Genomic DNA, 21,741 nt, shown 5'->3' with positions numbered 1-21,741 from the left:
GGATAAATGATGATGAATATAAATTTTTGAGAAAAAAGAATGAAAAAAGGATTGTTGATAGGCCTGTCTATTCTTGGATTAACTGCGTGTGGTGGAGAGGGGCCGAGTTCATCAGTTGCTCAGCTAAATGATCACCAAAGACCCTCTAAAATATATGCTATAGATAGTTTTAGCGGAGAGTATGATATTATTTCGCTTTTAATTTATTCTGCAATTTATGTGAATTATAAGACTTATTCTTTTGATTTAAATAAAAAATTTTTTGTAGAATATAGTGGTAAACCTATTTTTAAAACAGAAAAATTAAGAAGTTTTCTCACCGAAGATAGCATGTCGACAACGATGCCACCACAATTGCATGAGTCTCAATTTTTAATAGGAGAAAATGCTGAATTTGATGGGGAAAATCTACACTATACGGTAAGTAATTATGTTGGTTTGAAACCACTAACTTTATCGTGGAAGTATAAGAAAATTGATGTTTCTGGCTTGCCCATAAAAAGTGATAAAAATAATCCAATGCATTCAATAAGTAAAAGCCCAACAGCAGAAACAATGGCAGCAATACTAGGGATAGGTTATGGCGCTTCGAATAAATTTCCTGAAGGATCAGTGTGTTGGCAAAAACAAGTTGCCGAAAGTAGTCAGGAATATATTGAATTCTATTCAGAAAAGATCATCCGTCATGTTAATGAGGATTCTGAAATTCAGAGATCTGGTCAGTGGAATAACATAACTTGGGTACAATTTAAAACGGATAGCGATGAACCCGAAAGAGCAAATGTAAAGCTAAATATTAACGATAAAGAATATTGGGGGATTTATCACCCATTAAGTGAAACCTTTGCAGTCGAAATGGATAATTTGGCATGTGATTATATGAATGAAACAGCTTTTAAGGCGGCAATGTTCTCATCAGATATACTTTTTTTATTAAAAGAGCTTAATGGAGAGGTAATTTGGGAGCCTCATTATTTATAGAACCCCTTAAAAAATAATTTCATGGGTAAGCTCCTAGATAGAAGATCAGCAAAATAAACTTTGACGATATCTAAATTGAGTCAATTGTAGCCTTGAAAAATGGATACTTAAGCTACATCATTTAGTCATTATCCAAAGTTAAAAGTAGTCTGTGAACCCAAACGCTCGAGAACACATTGAAAAAATACTGGCACATATGACTCAGTTACCTGGCGTTTATAAAATGCTGGGGAAGGATGGGGAGTTATTGTATGTCGGTAAAGCCAAAAATCTGAAAAACCGTGTCTCGAGCTATTTTGTAAAAACCATCGAGCATCCAAAAACACAGGCCTTGGTCGCCCGTATTTATGATATTGAAAGCTTGGTGGTGCGTTCTGAAACCGAAGCCTTATTACTCGAACAAAATCTGATTAAGCTGCATCGCCCGCCTTATAACATCATGTTGCGAGACGATAAATCTTACGTTTATATCTTTGTCTCATCAGATAAACCCTATCCGCGTATTGCCAGTGGACGGGGTAAAGGCAAGCATCATATCGGCAAGTTCTTTGGACCGTACCCAAGTGCTTATAGTGCGCGGGATACCTTACTGGTGTTACAGAAACTGTTTAATGTGCGTCAATGCGAAAACAGCTATTTTTCACAACGCAAACGTCCGTGTCTACAATATCAGATTAAACGTTGTACCGCACCTTGTGTCGGTTTGATTAGCCCAAAAGACTATAAGGAAGATGTCGATAACTCCATCCGCTTTTTGCAAGGCGATACCAAAGAGCTGAATCAAGAATTGATTGGGAAAATGGAACAGGCAGCTGAAGCGCTGGAATTCGAGAAAGCAGTGTTCTATCGTGACCGTCTCGCCTTGTTACGTGAAGTACAGGCGCAGCAAGCAGTGTTTAAAATCAAGGGTGAGGCCGATATTCTGGCAATTGCTTATCAGGCAGGGGTAACCTGTGTGCAAATTATGTATGTGCGTAATGGGCGAATGCTAGGGGGGAAAAGCTATTTCCCAGATATGTTGGGCGATGATTTGGGGCAAATGCTCAGTGATTTCATGGCCAATTTTTATTTCCAAGTGGCAGATGAAGTACCGACAGAACTCATTGTCAATGTTGCGGTGCCAGATCAGCAGCAGTTGGAAGAAGGCTTACAGCAGACCTTTAATAAAAAAGTGCAGATTAAACATAAAGTACGAGAGACCCGTGCCGAATGGTTAGAGCTGGCACAAATGAATGTGCAACATGCGATTAAAGGTAAACTCAGTAATCATCTGGAACTGAATGAACGCTTTCATCAACTTGAACAGGTGGTGGGGCGTCCGATCGACCGAATTGAATGTTTTGATATCAGCCATACTATGGGTGAAGCCCCGATCGCCTCCTGTGTTGTGTTTGATCAGGGCGGCGCAAGAAAACGTGATTATCGCCAATTTGCGATTCAGGACATTACGGGTGGTGATGACTACGCCGCCATGCGCCAAGCCTTAATTCGTCGCTATAAAAAGAATATGTTGCCAGATTTATTATTGATTGATGGTGGTAAAGGACAATTACACATGGCAATGGAGGTCATGCAGGAGCTTGAACTGGATGCCTTTATGATTGGGGTCTCTAAAGGTGAAGGGCGTAAACCCGGATTAGAGACGCTGCATTTTACCGATGGTACCAAGATTCAGTTGCCAGAGGACCATAAAGCTTTGCATTTGATTCAACAGGTCCGTGATGAAGCGCATCGTTTTGCCATTACCAAGCATCGTGCCAAGCGTGACAAGCGCCGTAGTAGTTCGGTTCTGGAAGCTATTCCAGGCCTTGGGCCGAAACGTCGTCGCGATTTATTAACGCATTTTGGTGGTATACAAGGGGTGTTAAAGGCATCGGAAAATGAACTGACCTTGGTTCCGGGACTGGGTGAGGTGTTGGCCAGAACCATTTATAAAATTTTGCATGAATAATTTGACCAATTGACATAATCTTCCCATATTGCCGCGTAAACGATCATTCACAAATGCGTTAAAACGTTCAAAGATAGGGTATTTCGATGACGAAGGAAAAATGATGGCCTTGCTTCCGCTCTATCAACAGGTTGAACAACATGAATGGATTGATATTCCATCAGGTTGGTTACAGGGGCGTACCGTATTTGGCGGTCTGATTGCTGGACTAATGATCCAAAAGGCGATGAGTACGGTACACGATGCAGCAAAGCAATTGTTAAGCTGTAATGTCACCTTTGTCGGTCCTGTACAGCAAGGACAAGCCAGACTGAGTGCCGAAGTATTGAGAGAAGGAAAGTCCGTCACGACTCTGGAAGTCCGACTTTGGCAGGATGATGCGGTACAAAGCATTTTGGTGGCCAGTTTTGGTCTACAACGTGAATCGCGTATTCATGTCCAGAATTTACCGCAAGTGCCTGATTATCCAACGGCTGAACAACTGGATAAAACTTTTTATATCGAAGGCTTAATGCCTGAGTGTTTACAACAGTTTGAATTGTGTTGGGCCGAAGGCAGTTATCCAATGGCAGGCAGTAAAGTTCCTGACTTTGGGGGCTGGGGACGGTTTGCAGCAAGTTTGCATCCCAATCGTGAGATGCAATTGGCCGATCTGTTTGCTTTAATGGATGTCTGGCCGCCTGGGGTACTACCGATGTTCAAGACGCCCGCACCTGCCAGTTCCTTAACTTGGCAAATTACCTACTTGCAACCAGTTAACGGTCAAATTCAAGACTGGCTAAAATATAAAGTCATTACTGAATATGCAGAACATGGGTATTCCACTGAATATGCCTATATTTGGGATGTTGAAAACCGTTTAATTGCGGTGCTTAGACAGACAGTTGCCGTTTTTGCCTAGTCGACACTGCGGTGCATTTCGTATAAAGTTGCTTACACATGGATAATCTCAGCACATCCTTTGTGCAACATGCATATTTAGTGCAAACAACATGGCGGTGTTTATGAGTACAGGGCAAATCCTGAACATTCCCAATATTTTAACTTTGGCACGTATCGCCCTTATTCCTGTGTTTTTGGCCATCGCTTATTGGCCACCTGCAATTGGAATTGCCGAGCATCATGGGGGAATGATGCGCCATATGGTACTGACTGCAATTTTTGTGCTTGCAGCTGTGACCGATTGGTTTGATGGCTATTTGGCAAGAACATTGAATCAAACCTCAGCCTTTGGGCGCTTTTTGGATCCAGTTGCAGATAAATTGATGGTCGCAGCTGCGCTGATTGTATTGGTGCAATGGCAACCAACCATTTCAATGGCTTTTGCTGCGATTGTGATTATTTCCCGTGAAATCACGGTTTCTGCACTACGTGAGTGGATGGCTGAACTAGGAGCACGTACCAGTGTTGCGGTATCAACCGTTGGTAAATATAAAACCGCTTTTCAAATGATTGCGATTAGTGTGTTCTTATTGAACTGGAAACCATTGGAAATTTGGGCCTATGCCTTACTGTACGCCGCTGTTATTCTAACGCTATGGTCGATGTTTATTTATATGAAAGCCGCTTGGCCGTATTTGAAACAGCCTTAGAGGGCAAGTCCACCAGTTGACGTAAATTTAAATAAAAATTAGAGAAAACAGCACTCACGATGTCTGATTGGACTAAGCTGAGTGCTGAAAATGATAAGTTGGGAACACACATCAATGTCATCAGTATTATATTTATCAGACCAAGTCTTACATCATTTGCATGGCCAAAAAGCACAAACGATAGATTGTCATGCGGTGAGTCAGTACAAGAAAAATTTACAAGAAATCAAGCAGCGCAAGCAATGGAAAACCTCAGGCACGGGGGCACAATTCATGGGTGTTGCGAATTATAACGAGCAAGATGAGTTGGGGAATGTTTATCCTGTCGATGCGGTTTTAACGGATGATCAGCATGTGATTTATGCAGCGCAATTGCAGGATGGTTGTGCGATTTACATCAAATCACTCTTAGATCCACAGCAACCTGAGGCATTGGTATTAAGAAATAACGAGTTCATTATTCATCATATGGCTTATGATACGCAGCATAAAAGACTGATTTTATCGGCCAGTCAAGGCTATGCTTATGAGCAGCATCTGTGCATTTTAGGTTTAGATTCCAATCGGATTCAATATATTACGGAAGGTGATTGTCAGGATCAGCATCCATGTTTTGATCCGCAAAATCCAGATCTTATTTATTATGACAGCTGCGGCTTTGCGTATGACCAACAAGGAGGAATGAGCATTGGTCCGAAAGAAATTTGTCGTTTGAATCGGCTTTGTTGCACAAACCTATCTGTAAAGGCTTTTTCAGCGATATAATTTTCAAATGAAGAAGCCTACACACAAAATCTACCGCACAACCAATTGGCCCGCATATAACCGAGCACTCATTAATCGCGGAAATATTGCCCTTTGGTTTGATCCTGCTACGCAATGGTATGCTCCATCAAAAGGCAAACAAGGGCGAAATCAAACCTACTCCGACGCAGCCATCCAATGCTGCTTAATGATTAAATCCTTATTCCGTCTATCTTTACGTATGGTCACTGGCTTTGTGCAAAGTCTGATTAAACTTTGCGGATTAAATTGGACCGCACCAGATTACAGTACGCTTTGTAGAAGACAAAAGCATATTGATATTGCAATCAGCTACCAAAAAAGTAGCGATGGGCTGCATCTACTCGTAGACTCTACAGGGATGAAGTTTCTAGGTGAGGGCGAATGGAAACGCAAGAAACATGGAGCTGAATATCGTCGCCAATGGCGTAAACTACATATTGGTATAGATGCCAAAACCCTACAAATACGCGCTATTCAGCTCACAACCAATAATGTCTGTGATTCACAGGTGCTTGGTGATTTACTTAATCAGATTCCACAAGATGAGCAGATTGACTCTGTTTATACCGATGGAGCTTATGACACCAAGCAATGCCGTCAGGTCATTGCAGATCGGCAAGCACATGCGGTGATTCCACCTAGAAAAAATGCGAAACCATGGAAAGATACAAAGAGTAGCTCGCTAGAGCGAAATGAATTACTTCGAACAATTAAACGTTTAGGTAGGACACTATGGAAAAAATGGTCAGGCTATCATCGCCGAAGTTTGGTTGAGACTAAAATGCACTGCATCAAATTATTAAGAGATAAACTCAGTGCAAGGAGCTTTGATAGCCAAGTCAATGAGGTTCATGCACGTGTAGCAGTCCTCAACAGATTTACGGAATTAGGTCGACCACTTACCCAAGTTACGCCTTAAATTTGGCTCAATTAGGGGCGCTTTGCCTTTCAAATCTTTGTGCAACAAAGCCATTTGAATCTGAAAACAGGTGATTTGGAAACGATTATTGCTGACCCGCGTTACGATTACTACAAACCGCAGATTGATGCGGCTGGGCAGTTATATTATCTTAAACGTCCTTATAAAAATAAGAACTATAGTGGTAACTCACTGAAAGATATTGTATTAGCACCCTTTAAAATTATTCGCGCCGTGTTTGGTTGGTTGGATTTCTTTACACAACGTTATACAGGTGAGTCATTGAAATCAACCTCGGGTAGTAATCCTGCGAAGTTGAGACAAAAGTCAGAAGAAGAACTTTTTGTGGAAGGTAATTTAATTAAGCTACAAAAGACTTTGCAGCAGAATCAAAGTGCTGGAGAAAAATTTGCAGGCGTCATTCCAAGGAGTTGGGAACTGATTCAATGTTCCAAAACAGGAGAGCAAAAAGTACTCAAGCGGGGGGTGCTGGGGTATGCATTGTTGGGTATTGAAGGTTCAGTTTTGTATTCGAATGGAAAACACTTGGTCTTGATGACTGCCGATCAGACGGAACAGATGTTGGTTGAAGCCAAACTGATTCAAAAAATCATCTGTTGATCCATATCCCATTATTCAGGCCTTCTTTTTAGAAGGCTTTTTCTTCTTTAATGAATGCACAGAAAAGAAAAAAGCCCATACAACGATGAGCTTAGTTCTCTGAGGAAAGTCATGCTCTTTTGGGAGAGTATGCTGAAGAACATAATCATCATATGAGAATTTATTGATATTTACAACGGTATAAAATGTAAATGTTTTTTAAAATTCTCAAATCGGGTTGGCTTGGCTCTCTGAGAGTGTTGCAAATTTATGTTCAATTTGAGTCGCATTATTTTGCAAAATTTCAATTAGCTTTTGAATGTTAATAAAGTCAAAACGATTCTTGGATGCCACTAAGGTGAGCGCGATCGGCGCTTCTTTGTTTGAAAAACGGATCGGAACTGACAAGCTGCAAAGTTGAGGGTCAATCTCACCTTGTGATAAGTAGAACCCTTGTTTTTTGATTTTGCGCATCTGTTGAGTAAACTCATCCTGCGTCTGTGCAAATCCGACTTGTGCTAATTCTTTCGAAAACTGCTGATAGTAGGCTTGAATGCGTTGTTTGGTTAAGTGTGCAATCACGATTTTGGGTGACGCGCCGACATAGACGGGGCGTGGGCAACCTCGGCCAAATGAAAGTAATTCTGCATCTTTAAAGGTTTCATGATGTAGATCAATACAATAATCATGATTTAAATAAGTCAATAAACAGCACAATTCCGTACGTTCCACGATATCACGCATAAAGGGAATACTAATTTGAATCAACGGGTCAGTGCTGTGAGAAATATAATCTAAAACGGCAATTTTGGAGCCGAGCGTATAGTCACCCGAGGTGCCGCTGATACGTTTTAAAATGTCCGTCGAGACTAGTTCTTTGAGATAACGATAGGCGGTAGGTTTGGATAGCGCAAGCTCATCACAAATGATATCGACATTGATAATCGGACGTGAAACTGAAAATAAATCCAGTACAGTAAGAATTTTACCAAAACTCGAAATGGCCATGATGGGATGCCTACTCCTTACAAAATAACGTGAAAACCGAACTTTTATTGCTTTATAACAGAAAAGCGAAAGATCGGGTATGTACTTTTAAACCTGATCATCCGAGATCAATAAATTAACGCTGATGTTGAGAAAAACATCAAATTTTGTCGCGATTATTTTAGATTAAAATTAAAAATTATCAAATGGTGATAATTTATGTTGACTAATTTACTCTATTTTGAAAAAATAAGCTACGCAATGTCTTATGTGGATAATTATTTTTAGGCAGAAATTCCTGAAAATAGCCAACATTGCGTATCACTCCCTATATCCAGTTTTACTCACATTGATTGCCCTGGTCTGAATGATTTCAAATCAGTCAGGATAGCTTGTCACTTTTTTAGTGATGCCATGAGTGATCAAACTGACGCTGAACAGAGACATATTCATGCTATTTAAACAGTTGTTGGCTTTTAGACCGAGTCGACTTGACCTGATCTTTGCGTGCAAAACATTCGTCGCAGGCATGCTGGCACTGTTTATTTCGTTTGAACTGGATTTGATTAATCCGATGTGGTCGATTGGTACAGTGTTGATTATTGCCAGTCCCTATTCGGGTATGGTGTCTTCAAAGTGTGTCTATCGCTTGGTGGGAACGGTAGCAGGAGCAATCATTGCTTTGCTGCTGACGCCTCATTTTATTAATACACCGTGGTTATTTACCCTTATTTTGTCATTGTGGGTGGGTTTTGCCCTATACGTCTCATTGCTAGACCGCACGGCAAGAAGCTATGTCTTTATGTTGGCGGGTTATTCCACTGCAATGATCGTTTACAATGCCATTACCTATATCGATACCTATAATATTTTTGATATTGCTTTGGCACGCGTGCTAGAAATTTCTGTCGGAGTGATTGCCACTGCCGTGGTGTCAGCGACTTTTTTTCCTGTACATGTTGGAGCCATGATTAAACAGCGGGTCAATAAAACCCTGAATGATCTGGAAAGTACCTTTGAAAAATTAATTACCGTTCAAGACAGCCCGGAAAACTATACCCAAATCTTGTCGGTAATTACCCGTGATACCGCAGATATTCATGCTTTGGCCGTGCATTTGGCTTATGAAAAAGGTGAGCTAAAAGGCATGACCAAGACTTTGCAGGAAATGTTGCATCAGGTGTCTTTGGTGGTCGCCAATCTTGTGGCTCTGTCACAACGGGTCAAACAGCTGGAACAGATGCAACTGAGTAATCTGGCACCGCATTTAGACCGCATACGTCAGGATACATTGGCTTTTTTAAAGCAAGAGCGCATTGTGAAAGCCAGTGATTTGCAAAGTTTACCCATGAAATTTGAACAGGATTTTGCCGAACTGATTGCGCAAGCTACGGCTGAACAGCAAATTGTACTGGGTGCCTTGAAGATGGATGTTCGCCATTTCATTGCCAATATGTTGGCGGTGAAATTGATCTGGCAGCAGATTCAGCAGGGCAACAAAGAGATTCCTTCTGAAATTACCGCCATTACCACCAAATATCCAAGTTTGCATCGTGATCATGGCATTGCGATTCGTGGGGGGATTAGCGCGGTATTGATTACCTTTATTGTGACTGCCGCCTGGATTCTGTCAGGTTGGAAAGCCGGTTTTATGATGGCACAGATGGGGGCGATTACCGCTTGTATCTTAACGGCTTTGGATAATCCAGTGCCAGTGTTACGTATCTTTATCTGGGGCAGTATCGTCTCGGCAGTTTTGGTATTTGTCTATGCCTTTGGAATCTTTCCGCATGTGACACATTTCTGGCAATTGGCATTGGTGCTATTTCCGGTATTTCTGGTTGCCGTGACCATGATGGCTAATCAAATGCTGATGCCTGTGGGGATGGTACTCGGAATTAATACCATGATGGGTTTAAATCTGCATAACAAATACACCATGGATGCAGTGTCTTATCTGGACAGTTCCTTTGCCATGGTGTTAGGCGTTTTGGTGTCTCTGATTGTGATTGATTTGGTACGTGCTGTTTCACCAGATACCAGTGCGACACGCATTTTAGCTTTGCATTACCAAGCCATGCGTCAAGCCTTGCATTTGTCTTATGGTAGTGATTTTAAAATTCACTTACGCAGTATGTTAGACCGTGTCGGGGTATTGAATAGCAAAATGGTGCAGAATCCTGAAGTGAAAACAGCGATTCAAAATGCATTGGTTGAAAGCAGTTCGATTGTTGATTTAGTTCGTTTGCAGGAAATTAGTCAAAAATTACCGCAATTGCAGCAACTACAATATGAATTGAAGCAGTTACAGCAACAGCTTGCAGACTATTTTCAGGCACAAGAAAAGCAACTGTCGATTCATCATTTTCCAACGCAGATTGTGCAGCAAATTGAAAGCTTACAGGGGATTGCCCAGCAGATTGAAGACCTGCAATTGCGGCAACGACTGCTCATTTCACTGAATAATATTTGCGAAAGTATTGGTCATATCTCGATACAAGAGATGGATTCGGACAGATCTGGTTTAGGGGTAGTTCATGGGTGAAATGAATCTTTACGGGATTTATATCCCAATCCTTCTGGTACAAGCCATTATTGCCTATGTACTGTTTAAGTTGCTCAGCCCCTTGATTGATCGTTTGGTCATCAAAGGCTGGATCGCGTTGCCCAGCATTTTTAACTTGTGCTTTTACTTGGGGCTGATGCTGTTGGTGCATTGTCTCTTTGTTTGGCTATGGGCCTGAGACAAGATGCTGATTTTAAAATTTAATGATGTCAAGAAATGTAGTAGAGGTCATCAACATGAATGCATTTGATGTGCGCAAAGTTATACGTCCTATGGTGTTGCTCGTTGCAGTTGTGATTGCTGTTTACGCCATCGTGCATTTATGGAATTACTACAATGCCGCACCGTGGACACGGGATGGACGTGTACGGGGAGATGTGATTCAGGTCGCTTCCGATGTGAATGGTTTGGTCACTGAAGTGTTGGTGCAAGACAACCAAACCGTGAAGAAAGGGCAAGTGCTGTTCAAGATTGATGTCGCACGTCAGGCCTTGGATGTTGAGCAAGCGAGATCCGACCTTGCCAAAGCCAAAGCCGGTTTGGCGCAAGCGCATGCAAATCTGGCAGGTTCAAAGGCGAGTTTGGTGAAAACTGAAGCCAATATGAAACTGGCAGAGAAAAATGCAGCACGTTATGCCAGCTTGATGGATGGTGCAATTTCAAAACAGGAACAAGATCAAGTTTTTGCAACCCGCGATCAAGCCGTAGCCGAGCGTGAGCAATTAACTGCGAGCATCGAACAAGCCAATGCCGCGATTCAACAGCAGCAAGCTTTGATTGAAGTGGCCAATAGCAATTTACATTTGGCGCAACTGAATTTGAATCGCTCTGAAGTGGTCGCACCTGCAGATGGGACTTTATCGAATTTCGATTTGCGGGTTGGCAATTATGTGAAGGTGGGGCAAGCCGTTGCGGCTTTATTAGACCGCCATCAGCTCTATGTTGTGGGGTATTTTGAAGAGACCAAATTAAACCGTATTCATGTTGGTGATGCTGCGACTGTCCAGTTGATGGGAGATAAGCAACGCATTCGAGGCCATGTACAAGGCATCGCAACCGGGATTGAAGATCGTGAACGTTCGGGTAGTTCGAATTTATTGGCCAATGTAAATCCAACCTTTAGTTGGGTGCGTTTGGCACAACGTGTACCTGTGAAAATTGTCTTGGATGAACAACCACAAAATCCGCTGGCATTTGTTTCAGGGCGTACGGCAACGGTTCGAATTATCGAGAAATAACTCAGAGCTTGGCTTAAAGATTTTATTTGGGATTAAGAGTGTTGTTTTATGTTTTATACAATGGTCTCGCGGTATTAATAGCACGAGACCATTAAATATTTGGGAAATTCAGCCTTAAGGTGTAATCCCTACGGGATCGCGATACCAACTCTGAATCAATAATGCCGCTGCAAAGCTATCTGCAGATAAGCGTTTTGCCTGTCCTTTGCTTTGATAAGACTCCAGCTCTTCTCTGGCTTCACGTGTCGTCAAACGTTCATCCACCATCCAGGTTTCAATATTGGTTTGATGACGTAAACGACGCGCGAATTTACGTGCCCGAGCAGAGAGCTCAGATTCACTGTCATCCATATTCAGCGGTAAACCCACGATAAATAGATTCGGTTGCCATTCTTTGACAATCTTTAGTAATTTATCCCAGTCTGGAATACCATCTTTCATCGGGAATAAGGGCAGAGGATTGCTGCTTTCAATCGAGGATTGACCCATCGCCATCCCCATTTTTTGGGTGCCAAAATCAAATGCCATGATGGATTGGAAACTCTGCATCTCAGGCATGACCAATCTCAGAGGCAAACCAGGTACGGTCTACTCCAATTTTTTTATAGGCGGCATCCCAGCGATCGTGATAGGGCAGATTAAAAATCAGATCCATGTCTGATTCACAGATGAGCCAGTCCCCACGTGCAATCTCTTCTTCAAGTTGATTCTTGCTCCAGCTGGCATAGCCTAAGGCGATTTGATAGCGGCCCACACCTTCGTTATGTGCAATCGCATCTAAAATATCTTTACTGGTGGTGATACAGACATTTTCACCGACCGCAATCGATGAATGCCAAGTCGGCTGACCGGTATGCAAGACAAAGCCTGCTTCTGGACGTAATGGGCCACCTTGCAAAACAGCATGTGGATGGACATTGTCGGCATCAATCTCTAAATCATTAAGTAATTCTTTGATTTGTAGATCGGAAGGGCGATTGATAATGATGCCTTGAGCACCGTCTTCGTCATGGCGCGCAACATAGATGACAGTATTGGCAAAAAAGTCATCTGCCATGTCTGGTGGAGCGATGAGACAACGGTGAGTTAAGTATTGTTTCGTCACCTAGGCGATTCTCCATCAATATATTATGCTGATCTATCTATATAGGTTCTTTTTATCAACATACAAGAGTTGATCGGATTTCGCCAATCTTTTTCTCATATTTTGTATACACAATTAAGCAGATTGGAATTTGAGCTGGCGCAGCTGGCGTGCATGTTGCAAAGTGGTTTCGCTAATTTCAACGCCCCCTGACATACGTGCCAATTCTAAGATGCGTTGATCTTCATCCAGTTCGAGAATGGTACTGCTGGCTGGATCGCTTTGTTGTTTTTTCACCAATAAATGCTGGTCGGATTGTGCTGCCACTTGCGCTTGATGCGTAATACAGAGCAGTTGCACATGTTGAGCCAGATCAGCCAATAGGCGTCCCACGACTTCAGCAGTACCCCCACTGATCCCAACATCAATTTCGTCAAAGACCAGTACCTCGGACTCGGTTTTCTCTGCATTCATGACTTGCATCACCAGCGCAATACGGGATAACTCACCGCCTGAGGCAACGCGTGCCAATGGTTGTGGCGGAATACCTTTATTGGCGGTGAATAACAGTTGAATAAAGCTGAGTCCTTCGGCATTCGGTTCCTGTGGCTCAAATTTAAACTCAAAATGTGCTTCTGGAAGTGCGAGTGGCTTTACCTGTTCAGTCAGTTGTTTTGCCAATGGAACAGCGGCCGCGCGACGAATGTTATCCAGATGTTGAGCCGCTTGTATAAAGGCTTGATAGGAAAGCTCAACTTGTTCTGCCAAGGTTTCTGGATCTTCCAGCTGATGCAGTTGCGCTAATTCTTGTTGCCAAGTTTCATAGTCTTGTTTGAGTAATTCGGGTTGAGTGCGGTGTTTACGTGCCAGACGATGGAACACTTCGAGGGTTGCATTCAACTGTTCCATGCGTTCAGGATCAAAGCTTTGACGGTCAATAAACTGACGTAAGCTTGCGGTTGCATCGTCTATTTCGCTTTGCGCATTTAACAAGGAGTTATAAATATTGGCGAGCTGTTCGCTACGACCTGCATGAGATTCCAGACGACGAATGATCGATGCAACTTCTTGGGTAATATTCTGCTCGGCCTCATCCAGTACATTGAGACTATAACTACAGTCTTGCATGATATGTTCATGATGGCTGAGACGATCAAACTCTTGTTCGATTTCACGATAATCGGTTTGAACAACGTCATCCAGTTCTTCAATTTGTAATTCTAAGCTTTGTATTTTTTGAATACGTGTTGCTTGCGCATCTAAGGCAGCTTGATGTTGACGAATATTTCGTTGCCATGTGCTATAGGCATCACGTACTGCTTGCGAAGGTTCGGCAAAATTATGATAACGATCAAGCCAATGTTTAGGATAAGGTGGTTCGAGTAATTGTTGTTGGCTGTGCTGGCTATACAGTTGAACCAGCAAGCGTCCAATCTCTTTGAGTTCGGCCAAGCTGCTCGGGCGGCCATTGATCCAAGCCTTGCTGCGGCCTGTGGCAAAAATCACACGTCTTAAATGGATTTCACCTGAATCATCATCCAGTTCATGTTCGGTCAGCCAATGCGCTTCTGCGCTTTCAGGCTGATAACTAAATATCGCAGTGACATCAGCTTTGTCTGCACCATAACGTACATAATTGGTATCGGTACGTTCGCCTAAGCACGCAGAAAGTGCATCTAACAATAATGATTTTCCTGCACCAGTTTCACCAGTCAGCACATTGAAGCCTCGTTCAATATCTAAAGCCAAATGGTCAGCGAGTGCAAAATTAATTAAAGTTAAATGGGTGAGCATAAACGCATCCAATGCACGGAATCTTTTGCTTAAAGATAGAGAAGTTTTAAAGTGACGACAAGTGCGGAATACTGGATTTTCCTGATTTACTGAGGAATTACTGATTGTTTATGGGCTTAAGATACGATTTCGCTTTGTATTTGTGCGCCAGTCGTCGCTGATGCACCATCTATGGTACAAGGTTTTGTGTTCGAACCTTGCGAAGCGATGCTTCTCATACTTTATTTATCTTCGCCACTCACAGCAAAGCTGTTTGTCTTAGGCTCTGGTAAAGTTTCGCGTTATTTATCTTCGCTACTCACAGCATAGCTGTTTGTCTTGCGCTCGGGTAAAGCGTTGGGTTGCTTTCCGCTTTACTCACAGCATAGCTGTTCGTCTTGCGCCCAGACAAAGCGTTGCTTTGTTAATCTGGGCTCAGGTATGAAAATTGCAACGTTTAGCCCAGAAAATGGATTGATTAGTTGTCACGGCACAATTAAACTACGTCCAGCATAACCTAATATAAATGCGGCATTATTTGGAGAGTACGCATGAGTTCAGTGCAATTTGATCATGTAACGGTCATTAAGAAATCGAATGTGTATTTTGGTGGGGCATGTATTAGCCATACAGTACAATTTGAAGATGGTACAAAAAAGACTTTAGGTGTAATTTTACCCACTGAACAGCCTTTGACTTTTGAAACACACGTTCCAGAGCGTATGGAAATTATTTCTGGTGAATGCCGTGTAAAAATTGCAGATAGTGCTGAGAGTGAATTATTTCGTGCAGGCCAGTCCTTTTATGTGCCTGGGAACAGTATGTTCCATATCGAAGCAGATGAAGTGCTCGATTATGTCTGTCATTTAGAAGGTTAACCTATTCCTGTCTAAATCGAGTACACTAGATTTAATGGAAATCCTGTAAAAGTCATTTTGCAGGATTTTTTATTAAGTTCCCTTGCGGAGCTATAACAGCTCCTCACCTGTAAAGTTGCTTTGCAGGATTTTTATTTTTTTCAAAACTCCCCTAATTATCCTTCTTTATATCAGAGGGAATACTGCAAGAGGTCGTTCATGGCGAAACCTGAATATTATTATGGCGTTCATTCAGTGGAGTCATTGTTGGAGTTGGAGCCTGAACGCGTTTTAACTTTATTTACGCTAAAAGGTCGTGATGATCAGCGTCTGCAAAAAATTTTGCAGCTTGCAGAACCTTTTGGGATCAGTGTTCAAAAAGCCAGTCGAGATGGTCTGGAAAAACTGGCAGGTTTACCTTTCCATCAAGGCGTAGTCGCAGCAGTTCGCCCGCATCCGACCTTGAATGAAAAAGATCTGGACGAATTACTACAGCAATCACCAGATGCCCTGTTGCTGGCACTTGACCAAGTGACTGACCCCCATAATCTGGGGGCGTGTATTCGTACGGCTGCGGCAATGGGTGTACAGGCGGTAATTGTTCCGCGTGATCGTTCAGCGAGCTTAACGCCGACAGCACGTAAGGTTGCTGCAGGTGGAGCTGAAAAAGTGAAGTTTATTCAGGTGACCAACCTTGCGCGAACGCTTGCGCACTTAAAAGACACCACCCATACCCGAGTGATTGGGACCATGCTGGATGAAAAGGCATTGCCGATTCATCAGTGTGATTTCAACGGGCCTGTGGTGATTGTGATGGGTGCGGAGGATACAGGTTTAAGACCGATTACCCAGTCACAGTGCGATCATACGGTTTATATTCCAATGTTGGGCGATTTACAAAGCTTGAATGTGAGTGTGGCAACTGGGATGGCACTTTATGAGGCATGCCGCCAACGTGCTGGTGTATAATTTAACCCAATCTTGTTCATGTAAGCTCAAATGACTGCTCGCACACAAGGCTATTTCTTTGTCTTTATCACCATGTGTATTTGGGGGGGATTTACCATTTTTTCCCGTCTCAATGCACATTGGCACGTCAGTGTGTGGGATTTGATGGCAATGCGCTTTACAATTGCCTCTCTGATTTTAATCCCTATATTAATCTATAAAAAAGATTTTGCCTTTTTATGGCACCCTCGTCCTGTCATTTTGGCATTGATCGGTGGTTTGGCCTATTGCTTAACGGTGTATACCGCTTTCTTACATGCTCCAGCAGCGCATGCGGCGATTTTTCTCAATGGCTGTATTCCACTGTGTACGGCTGTTGCAGCCTATTTGTTGTTTCAGCAGCCCTTTGATAAAAACACGTGGTTGAGTTTGGTGATTATGATGGGTGCATTGGCGCTCATGAGTTATTTAATACTGCATGATCAGGCAGCCGCATTGGGGTGGGGCGATCTGCTTCTTTTTATCAGTGCGGCATGGTGGGGGCTTTTCACCGTCCTGCTAAAACAGTGGAAATTATCAGCGTGGCATTCGACCGTAGGTGTGGTGATTTGGTCTGCCATTCTCTATTTGCCGATTTATCTATTATTTATTCCAAAACATTTTCAAGATGCAGAGCCGATTCATCTGGTGATTCAGGGGCTTTTTCATGGCATTTTGGTGGTGATCGTGGCGACCTTAAGTTATGTGGCTGCAATTGAGCGTTTAGGGGCATTTAAAACGGGTAGTATTGTAACGCTGGCACCATTTATTGCAGCGATTGTGGCTGTTCCATTATTAAATGAACCGCTCAATGCCGCGATTCTCTGTGGTCTGGTTGGAATGGGGATTGGTGCTTTACAACCTTGGCGTTGGTTTCGCAAAGACAGTTTGACCACGCAGCTGGAGCAGCAGAAACAAGGCTAGATACAACGTTCTGCACGTTGTAAATAGCTGAAATGCAAGGGTTTCAGCTGTTGGTGAAGATGCTCTAACAGACCGTCATTGAGTACAATATCATTGGCTAATTGCTGTTTTTGAGAGCGTGGCATTTGTGCTGCAATGATCTTTCGAATCTGTTCTTCACTTTGTCCGTCGCGTTGGCTCGCGCGCTGTAATTGCGTTTGTTCATCAGCATCAACCAGTAGCGTGTGATGAGTGAGTTGATGTTGATTGGTTTCAAATAGCAGGGGCGAAACCAAAATCACATATGGACTCTCAGCCTGTTGTAATTGCTGAATAATGGACTGGCGAATGGCAGGATGGGTGATTTTTTCTAAAGTTTGACGCGCCTCTGGAAATTGAAAAATATGCTCACGCAGCGCCCGTCGATCCAGATTGCCGTCTGCCAATAATACCCAATCGCCAAAGTTGTCCCGGATTGCTCTGAGTGCGGGTTGGCCTGGCTCGACCACTTCTCGTGCCACCACATCAGCATCAATAACCGTAATACCCTGAGACTCAAACCATTGTGTCGCCGCTGATTTGCCGCTGCCAATACCACCTGTGATTCCCAAGATAAAACGCATATTAGCCACCTAAATAAACTTTCATGATCTGATCACCCCATAAGAAGGCGATCCAGCCCGCAATTGCGATATATGGACCAAATGCAAAAGGTTGATTTTCGCCCCGCATTTTCATCAGAATAATACCAATCACTGCACCAATCATAGAAGAGAGTAACACAATGAGGGGGAGTAGCATTGGTCCCATCCATGCACCTAACGCTGCGAGTAGCTTGAAATCGCCATAGCCCATCCCTTCCTTACCAGTGATTAGTTTAAAGATGTAGTAAACAATCCAGAGGCAGAGGAAGCCGATTAAATAGCCCCAAATGGCTAGGCTGGCAGTGGTATAAATCGCATAACTATTAATGCCTAAACCTAAGGCTGCTAAGGGAAGGGTAAAGCGATCAGGTAATAATTGTGTATCAAAATCAATAAAGGTTAATGTAATTAATACCCAAGTCAGAACCAGACCAAACAACATTTGCACTGTTGCACCAAATACGGCAACCACAACCAATGAGCAGACCATGGTGAGCAGCTCAATAAAAGGGTAGCGGATACTGATTGGGTTTTGGCAAGTCCCACATTTACCACGAAGTACTAACCAGCTGATCACAGGGATATTATGGTACCAATGGATAGGTGAGTCGCATTTGGGGCAAGTCGAGGCGGGTTGGCTTAAACTGAGCTTGCTTTGATCAATAATCGGTTGTTCAGGGTGGAGGAGCATGTGGCATTCTTGCTGCCACTCCTGCTCCATCATTCGAGGCGTGCGAAAAATGACAACATTTAGAAAGCTACCAATGCATAAACTAAAAAGCCCAACCGCCAGATAAAGTGCAGTGGGATTTTCGATAAAATATGAAAAAAAATCTTGCATAAAACTTAGACCACGGAGCCCATTTGGAAGATTGGAAGATACATCGCGATAACCAGGCCACCGACCAGCACGCCTAGAATGGCCATGATTAATGGTTCCATCATTGAGGTCAAGCCATCGACAGCATTATCCACCTCATTTTCATAGTGCGTCGCAACTTTGTCGAGCATACTGTCTAAAGCCCCCGATTCTTCACCAATTGCCACCATTTGAATGGCCATTGATGGAAAACGGTTAGAAACACGCATGGCAAACTGTAGCTGTTGGCCTGTGGCGACATCTTCACGAATTTTCATCACCGCTTCTTCATACACGACATTATTGGTTGCACCAGCGGTTGACTCAAGTGCATCAATTAGTGGAACACCTGCTGCAAAAGTTGTTGCCAAAGTACGGCTATAACGGGCAATAATGGCTTTATAGACCAAATCCCCAAAAATCGGCGCTTTGAGTGCCATTTTATCCAAGGTGTCGCGAAACTTTTTACTACGTTTCTTGGCTTCCAAAAAGGCGGTAATAATTATGCCAATCACGATAATCAGAATAAACCAGTACTCTTGCATCCATTTGGACATTTCGACCACCATTTTGGTAAAAGCGGGTAGATCTGCACCAAAAGAGCTAAATAGATCCTGAAATACAGGGACAACCTTCACCATCAAAATAATGGTCACAATCACTGCAACCACAACCACCGAAATTGGATATTTCATGGCTTTCTTGATTTTTTGTTTGAGTAATTCACTCTTTTCTTTATAAATTGCAATTCGATCCAGCATGGTTTCAAGTGCACCAGATTGTTCACCAGATTCAACCAGCGAGCAAAACAGATTATCAAAATACTGCGGATATTTTTTCAGGGCACCCGCGAAGGTATTTCCCCCTTCGACTTCACTTTTAATCCCAAGGACCACTTCACGCATGGCTGGGTTTTCTAAGCCTTCAGCCACGATTTCAAAGCCTTGTACCAAGGGAACGCCCGCTTTCATCATTGTCGCCAATTGACGGGTAAAAATGGTGATATCCAAAGTGGTCACTTTTTTCTTCATCAAGCCTTCAAGAATATTTTTACGCTTTTCTCGAATGTTCTTGATGGTCACCCCTTGTTTACGCAACGTAACTTTAGCCAAGGCCATATTACGTGCAGGTAATTCCCCTTTAATTTTTGCCCCTTTACGATCGACCCCTTCGTAAGCAAAAGTTGGCATCATTTGCGCTTTTTTAGCTGCCATGATTATTAATCCTTTTTATTGATTTTATTCACTTGTTACTCGGTTGACTTCCTGCAAAGAGGTAATTCCCTGCATGACTTTTTTCAAACCTGAACGACGTAGATTATTAAAGCCTGCTTGTTCTGATGCTGCCGCAATTTGTAAGGCATTGCCATCTTCCATAATAATTTTAGAAATCTCTGGCGTGACTTTCATGACTTCATAAATACCGACTCGGCCTTTGTAGCCTTCACGGCATTCAGAACATCCCACAGGTTGAAAAATTTTAAACTCAGGATCATTTAAATCTTGTTCAGTAAAGCCGAGTTCTAGTAAGCTTTGTTTAGGAATTTCAATTACTTCTTTGCATTGCCCACAGAGGCGACGTGCCAAACGTTGTGCAATTACCAAATTGACTGACGTTGCAATATTAAAAGAAGGAACCCCCATATTGCGTAAACGTGTCAAGGTTTCTGGTGCGCTGTTGGTATGCAGCGTCGACATGACCATATGGCCTGTTTGAGCAGCCTTAATTGCAATTTCTGCTGTTTCCAGGTCACGAATCTCCCCGACCATAATCACATCTGGATCTTGGCGTAAAAAGGCTTTAAGTGCAGCCGAGAAGGTGAGTCCAGTTTTGGGATTCACATTGACCTGATTGATCCCTTCCAAGTTGATTTCGACCGGATCTTCGGCGGTCGAAATGTTGGTATCCTCAGTATTGAGGATATTTAAACCTGTATATAAGGAAACGGTTTTACCTGAACCGGTTGGACCTGTGATGAGGAGCATGCCTTGAGGTTTATCCAGAGCATCCATGAACAAGGCTTTTTGTTCATCTTCATAGCCCAAAGCTTCAATACCGAGCATCGCGCTCGACGGATCGAGAATACGCAGCACCAGTTTCTCACCAAATAGTGTCGGGAGTGAGTTAACACGGAAATCGATGGCTTTGGTCTTGGAGAGTTTGAGTTTGATACGGCCATCTTGAGGCATTCGTTTTTCTGAAATGTCCATTTGCGACATCACTTTTAAACGTGATGCCAATCGGGTTGCCATTTGTAGTGGTGGATTGGCAATCTGACGTAATACCCCATCAACGCGATAACGGACACGATACATTTTTTCATAGGGTTCAAAATGTAAATCAGAAGCACCCATACGAATCGCATCAATTAGCAGTTTGTTGATGTATTTTACAATAGGGGATTCGTCACCTTGAGGAGCATCCTCCTCCTCTTGGGTGGGAGCTTGGCTAACATCGATATCAAGGTCAAAGTCTTCGCTTTCGCCAAAATCAAAGCTGCCAGAATCACCAAACTGCTGTTCGATCAGTTTTTCGAGTTTGGTGTGTTCAACAATAATCGGTTCAATATTGAGCTTGGTATTGAAACGAATGGCATCCAAGGCTTCAATATTGGTGGGATTACTGGTTGCAACATACAGAATTTGTCCGCGTTGCAATAGCGGTGCAACTTTATGCTTTTGAATGAGCTTATTATCTGCCAGCTCGCGAGGTAATAGCGCTGTATCGTAGACTGCCAAATCGAAAAGAGGCTCACCAAACTCGGCTGCAATGGTTTCAGCAATTGTGAGTGGTGATAAGCGATGTTGCTCAATCAAATGTGCGACGATGTCTTGTTGTGCTTTTTTAGCAGCATCAATTGCGCTTTGCATGGTCGCTGCAGACAGTTGCCCATCTTCAACTAAGCGCCGAATAAACCCCGAAAACTTTGGAGACGTATGTAATCCTGACATCTGTCCGCCTTATGACAATAAATGTTTATAATATGTATTTTAAAAATTATACTTTTGTTATGC

The 21,741-nt window shown here is 42.8% G+C and carries 19 protein-coding genes and 2 pseudogenes; 13 read left to right on the top strand and 8 right to left on the bottom strand.

All coding sequences use genetic code 11. The features are described from left to right. The first annotated feature begins 39 nt into the window (after positions 1-39). From F895_RS12585 to F895_RS12615, 7 genes and pseudogenes are all read left to right on the top strand, one after another. Positions 40-981 (top strand): hypothetical protein, encoded by a 942-nt coding sequence (locus tag F895_RS12585; protein ID WP_005240115.1) that lies wholly within the window; start codon positions 40-42, stop codon positions 979-981. A 151-nt stretch (positions 982-1,132) separates the two neighbouring features. Further along, a complete protein-coding gene (gene uvrC, locus F895_RS12590; RefSeq protein ID WP_026040239.1) occupies positions 1,133-2,932 on the top strand; it encodes an excinuclease ABC subunit UvrC in 1,800 nt (599 codons plus the stop codon). 103 nt (positions 2,933-3,035) lie between these two features. Beyond that, positions 3,036-3,833, top strand: coding sequence for a thioesterase family protein (locus F895_RS12595; RefSeq protein WP_005240111.1), 798 nt, complete (start codon positions 3,036-3,038; stop codon positions 3,831-3,833). A 103-nt stretch (positions 3,834-3,936) separates the two neighbouring features. Then, the gene (pgsA, locus tag F895_RS12600; RefSeq protein WP_010590272.1) at positions 3,937-4,524 is read left to right on the top strand and encodes a CDP-diacylglycerol--glycerol-3-phosphate 3-phosphatidyltransferase; all 588 of its coding nucleotides are present in this window, start codon (positions 3,937-3,939) and stop codon (positions 4,522-4,524) included. A 114-nt stretch (positions 4,525-4,638) separates the two neighbouring features. Next, positions 4,639-5,241: pseudogene (locus tag F895_RS12605) on the top strand (hypothetical protein); the annotation flags it as partial. A gap of 55 nt (positions 5,242-5,296) precedes the next feature. Then, a complete protein-coding gene (locus tag F895_RS12610; RefSeq protein ID WP_000743262.1) occupies positions 5,297-6,229 on the top strand; it encodes an IS5 family transposase in 933 nt (310 codons plus the stop codon). Positions 6,230-6,283: 54 nt separating this feature from the next. Next, positions 6,284-6,850 (top strand): annotated as a pseudogene (locus F895_RS12615) (hypothetical protein); the annotation flags it as partial. Positions 6,851-7,057: 207 nt separating this feature from the next. Here the strand turns inward: F895_RS12615 and F895_RS12620 are convergent. Continuing rightward, complete coding sequence (locus tag F895_RS12620) at positions 7,058-7,837, bottom strand: IclR family transcriptional regulator (RefSeq protein ID WP_005240104.1); 780 nt, start codon at positions 7,835-7,837, stop codon at positions 7,058-7,060. 430 nt (positions 7,838-8,267) lie between these two features. Between F895_RS12620 and F895_RS12625 the strand changes: the two genes are divergently transcribed. The 3 genes from F895_RS12625 to F895_RS12635 are packed head-to-tail and all read left to right on the top strand — an operon-like array spanning position 8,268 to position 11,620. Continuing rightward, positions 8,268-10,361 carry an FUSC family protein gene (locus F895_RS12625; protein WP_005240101.1) on the top strand — a complete coding sequence of 698 codons (2,094 nt, stop codon included), beginning with the start codon at positions 8,268-8,270 and terminating at the stop codon, positions 10,359-10,361. Next, a complete protein-coding gene (locus tag F895_RS12630; protein WP_004656235.1) occupies positions 10,354-10,560 on the top strand; it encodes a DUF1656 domain-containing protein in 207 nt (68 codons plus the stop codon). Before F895_RS12625 ends, F895_RS12630 begins: the two co-directional genes overlap by 8 nt. A gap of 58 nt (positions 10,561-10,618) precedes the next feature. Continuing rightward, positions 10,619-11,620, top strand: a complete 1,002-nt coding sequence (locus F895_RS12635; RefSeq protein WP_005240098.1) for an HlyD family secretion protein — start codon at positions 10,619-10,621, stop codon at positions 11,618-11,620. A 114-nt stretch (positions 11,621-11,734) separates the two neighbouring features. Here the strand turns inward: F895_RS12635 and ruvX are convergent, their stop codons facing one another. The 3 genes from ruvX to recN all read right to left on the bottom strand — a co-directional run bounded on the left by ruvX (position 11,735) and on the right by recN (position 14,498). Beyond that, positions 11,735-12,178, bottom strand: a complete 444-nt coding sequence (gene ruvX, locus F895_RS12640; RefSeq protein ID WP_005240096.1) for a Holliday junction resolvase RuvX — start codon at positions 12,176-12,178, stop codon at positions 11,735-11,737. Next, entirely contained in the window at positions 12,171-12,725 is a 555-nt protein-coding gene (locus F895_RS12645; RefSeq protein ID WP_005240094.1) for a YqgE/AlgH family protein, read from the bottom strand. Before F895_RS12645 ends, ruvX begins: the two co-directional genes overlap by 8 nt. A gap of 114 nt (positions 12,726-12,839) precedes the next feature. Continuing rightward, positions 12,840-14,498 (bottom strand): DNA repair protein RecN, encoded by a 1,659-nt coding sequence (gene recN / locus F895_RS12650; protein WP_005240093.1) that lies wholly within the window; start codon positions 14,496-14,498, stop codon positions 12,840-12,842. Between the two features lie 530 nt (positions 14,499-15,028). Between recN and F895_RS12655 the strand changes: the two genes are divergently transcribed. From F895_RS12655 to F895_RS12665, 3 genes are all read left to right on the top strand, one after another. After that, entirely contained in the window at positions 15,029-15,355 is a 327-nt protein-coding gene (locus F895_RS12655; protein WP_004637677.1) for a pyrimidine/purine nucleoside phosphorylase, read from the top strand. Between the two features lie 198 nt (positions 15,356-15,553). Further along, positions 15,554-16,303 (top strand): 23S rRNA (guanosine(2251)-2'-O)-methyltransferase RlmB, encoded by a 750-nt coding sequence (gene rlmB / locus F895_RS12660; protein ID WP_005240091.1) that lies wholly within the window; start codon positions 15,554-15,556, stop codon positions 16,301-16,303. 30 nt (positions 16,304-16,333) lie between these two features. Then, positions 16,334-17,245 carry a DMT family transporter gene (locus tag F895_RS12665; RefSeq protein ID WP_005240090.1) on the top strand — a complete coding sequence of 304 codons (912 nt, stop codon included), beginning with the start codon at positions 16,334-16,336 and terminating at the stop codon, positions 17,243-17,245. Here the strand turns inward: F895_RS12665 and coaE are convergent. Genes coaE through pilB form a run of 4 tightly spaced genes read right to left on the bottom strand, consistent with a single transcriptional unit; the run spans position 17,242 to position 21,678 of the window. Further along, positions 17,242-17,847: a dephospho-CoA kinase gene (gene coaE / locus F895_RS12670; RefSeq protein ID WP_005240088.1), complete on the bottom strand. Its 606-nt coding sequence runs from the start codon at positions 17,845-17,847 to the stop codon at positions 17,242-17,244. The two genes, F895_RS12665 and coaE, sit on opposite strands and share 4 nt — an antisense overlap. A gap of 1 nt (position 17,848) precedes the next feature. Beyond that, positions 17,849-18,709: a prepilin peptidase gene (locus F895_RS12675; RefSeq protein WP_005240087.1), complete on the bottom strand. Its 861-nt coding sequence runs from the start codon at positions 18,707-18,709 to the stop codon at positions 17,849-17,851. A 5-nt stretch (positions 18,710-18,714) separates the two neighbouring features. Then, entirely contained in the window at positions 18,715-19,941 is a 1,227-nt protein-coding gene (locus tag F895_RS12680; protein ID WP_005240085.1) for a type II secretion system F family protein, read from the bottom strand. A 24-nt stretch (positions 19,942-19,965) separates the two neighbouring features. Continuing rightward, on the bottom strand, positions 19,966-21,678 hold the full coding sequence (gene pilB / locus F895_RS12685; protein ID WP_005240082.1) for a type IV-A pilus assembly ATPase PilB: 1,713 nt from the start codon (positions 21,676-21,678) through the stop codon (positions 19,966-19,968). Between the last annotated feature and the right edge of the window lie 63 nt (positions 21,679-21,741).

Source organism: Acinetobacter sp. CIP 64.2 (genome assembly GCF_000369645.1).
Taxonomy (GTDB): Bacteria; Pseudomonadota; Gammaproteobacteria; order Pseudomonadales; family Moraxellaceae; genus Acinetobacter.
Note: the sequence above shows the minus strand (reverse complement) of the source record. Positions and strands in the feature narration are given on the sequence as shown.

Excerpts from the sequence above, each read along its gene's own strand:
- F895_RS12585 (WP_005240115.1), top strand. The coding sequence starts at position 40 with ATGAAAAAAGGATTGTTGATAGGCCTGTCTATTCTTGGATTAACTGCG.
- F895_RS12595 (WP_005240111.1), top strand. The coding sequence starts at position 3,036 with ATGGCCTTGCTTCCGCTCTATCAACAGGTTGAACAACATGAATGGATT.
- pgsA (WP_010590272.1), top strand. The coding sequence starts at position 3,937 with ATGAGTACAGGGCAAATCCTGAACATTCCCAATATTTTAACTTTGGCA.
- F895_RS12610 (WP_000743262.1), top strand. The coding sequence starts at position 5,297 with ATGAAGAAGCCTACACACAAAATCTACCGCACAACCAATTGGCCCGCA.
- F895_RS12620 (WP_005240104.1), bottom strand. The coding sequence starts at position 7,837 with ATGGCCATTTCGAGTTTTGGTAAAATTCTTACTGTACTGGATTTATTT.
- F895_RS12625 (WP_005240101.1), top strand. The coding sequence starts at position 8,268 with ATGCTATTTAAACAGTTGTTGGCTTTTAGACCGAGTCGACTTGACCTG.
- F895_RS12630 (WP_004656235.1), top strand. The coding sequence starts at position 10,354 with ATGGGTGAAATGAATCTTTACGGGATTTATATCCCAATCCTTCTGGTA.
- F895_RS12635 (WP_005240098.1), top strand. The coding sequence starts at position 10,619 with ATGAATGCATTTGATGTGCGCAAAGTTATACGTCCTATGGTGTTGCTC.
- ruvX (WP_005240096.1), bottom strand. The coding sequence starts at position 12,178 with ATGCCTGAGATGCAGAGTTTCCAATCCATCATGGCATTTGATTTTGGC.
- recN (WP_005240093.1), bottom strand. The coding sequence starts at position 14,498 with ATGCTCACCCATTTAACTTTAATTAATTTTGCACTCGCTGACCATTTG.
- F895_RS12655 (WP_004637677.1), top strand. The coding sequence starts at position 15,029 with ATGAGTTCAGTGCAATTTGATCATGTAACGGTCATTAAGAAATCGAAT.
- rlmB (WP_005240091.1), top strand. The coding sequence starts at position 15,554 with ATGGCGAAACCTGAATATTATTATGGCGTTCATTCAGTGGAGTCATTG.
- F895_RS12665 (WP_005240090.1), top strand. The coding sequence starts at position 16,334 with ATGACTGCTCGCACACAAGGCTATTTCTTTGTCTTTATCACCATGTGT.
- coaE (WP_005240088.1), bottom strand. The coding sequence starts at position 17,847 with ATGCGTTTTATCTTGGGAATCACAGGTGGTATTGGCAGCGGCAAATCA.
- F895_RS12675 (WP_005240087.1), bottom strand. The coding sequence starts at position 18,709 with ATGCAAGATTTTTTTTCATATTTTATCGAAAATCCCACTGCACTTTAT.
- F895_RS12680 (WP_005240085.1), bottom strand. The coding sequence starts at position 19,941 with ATGGCAGCTAAAAAAGCGCAAATGATGCCAACTTTTGCTTACGAAGGG.
- pilB (WP_005240082.1), bottom strand. The coding sequence starts at position 21,678 with ATGTCAGGATTACATACGTCTCCAAAGTTTTCGGGGTTTATTCGGCGC.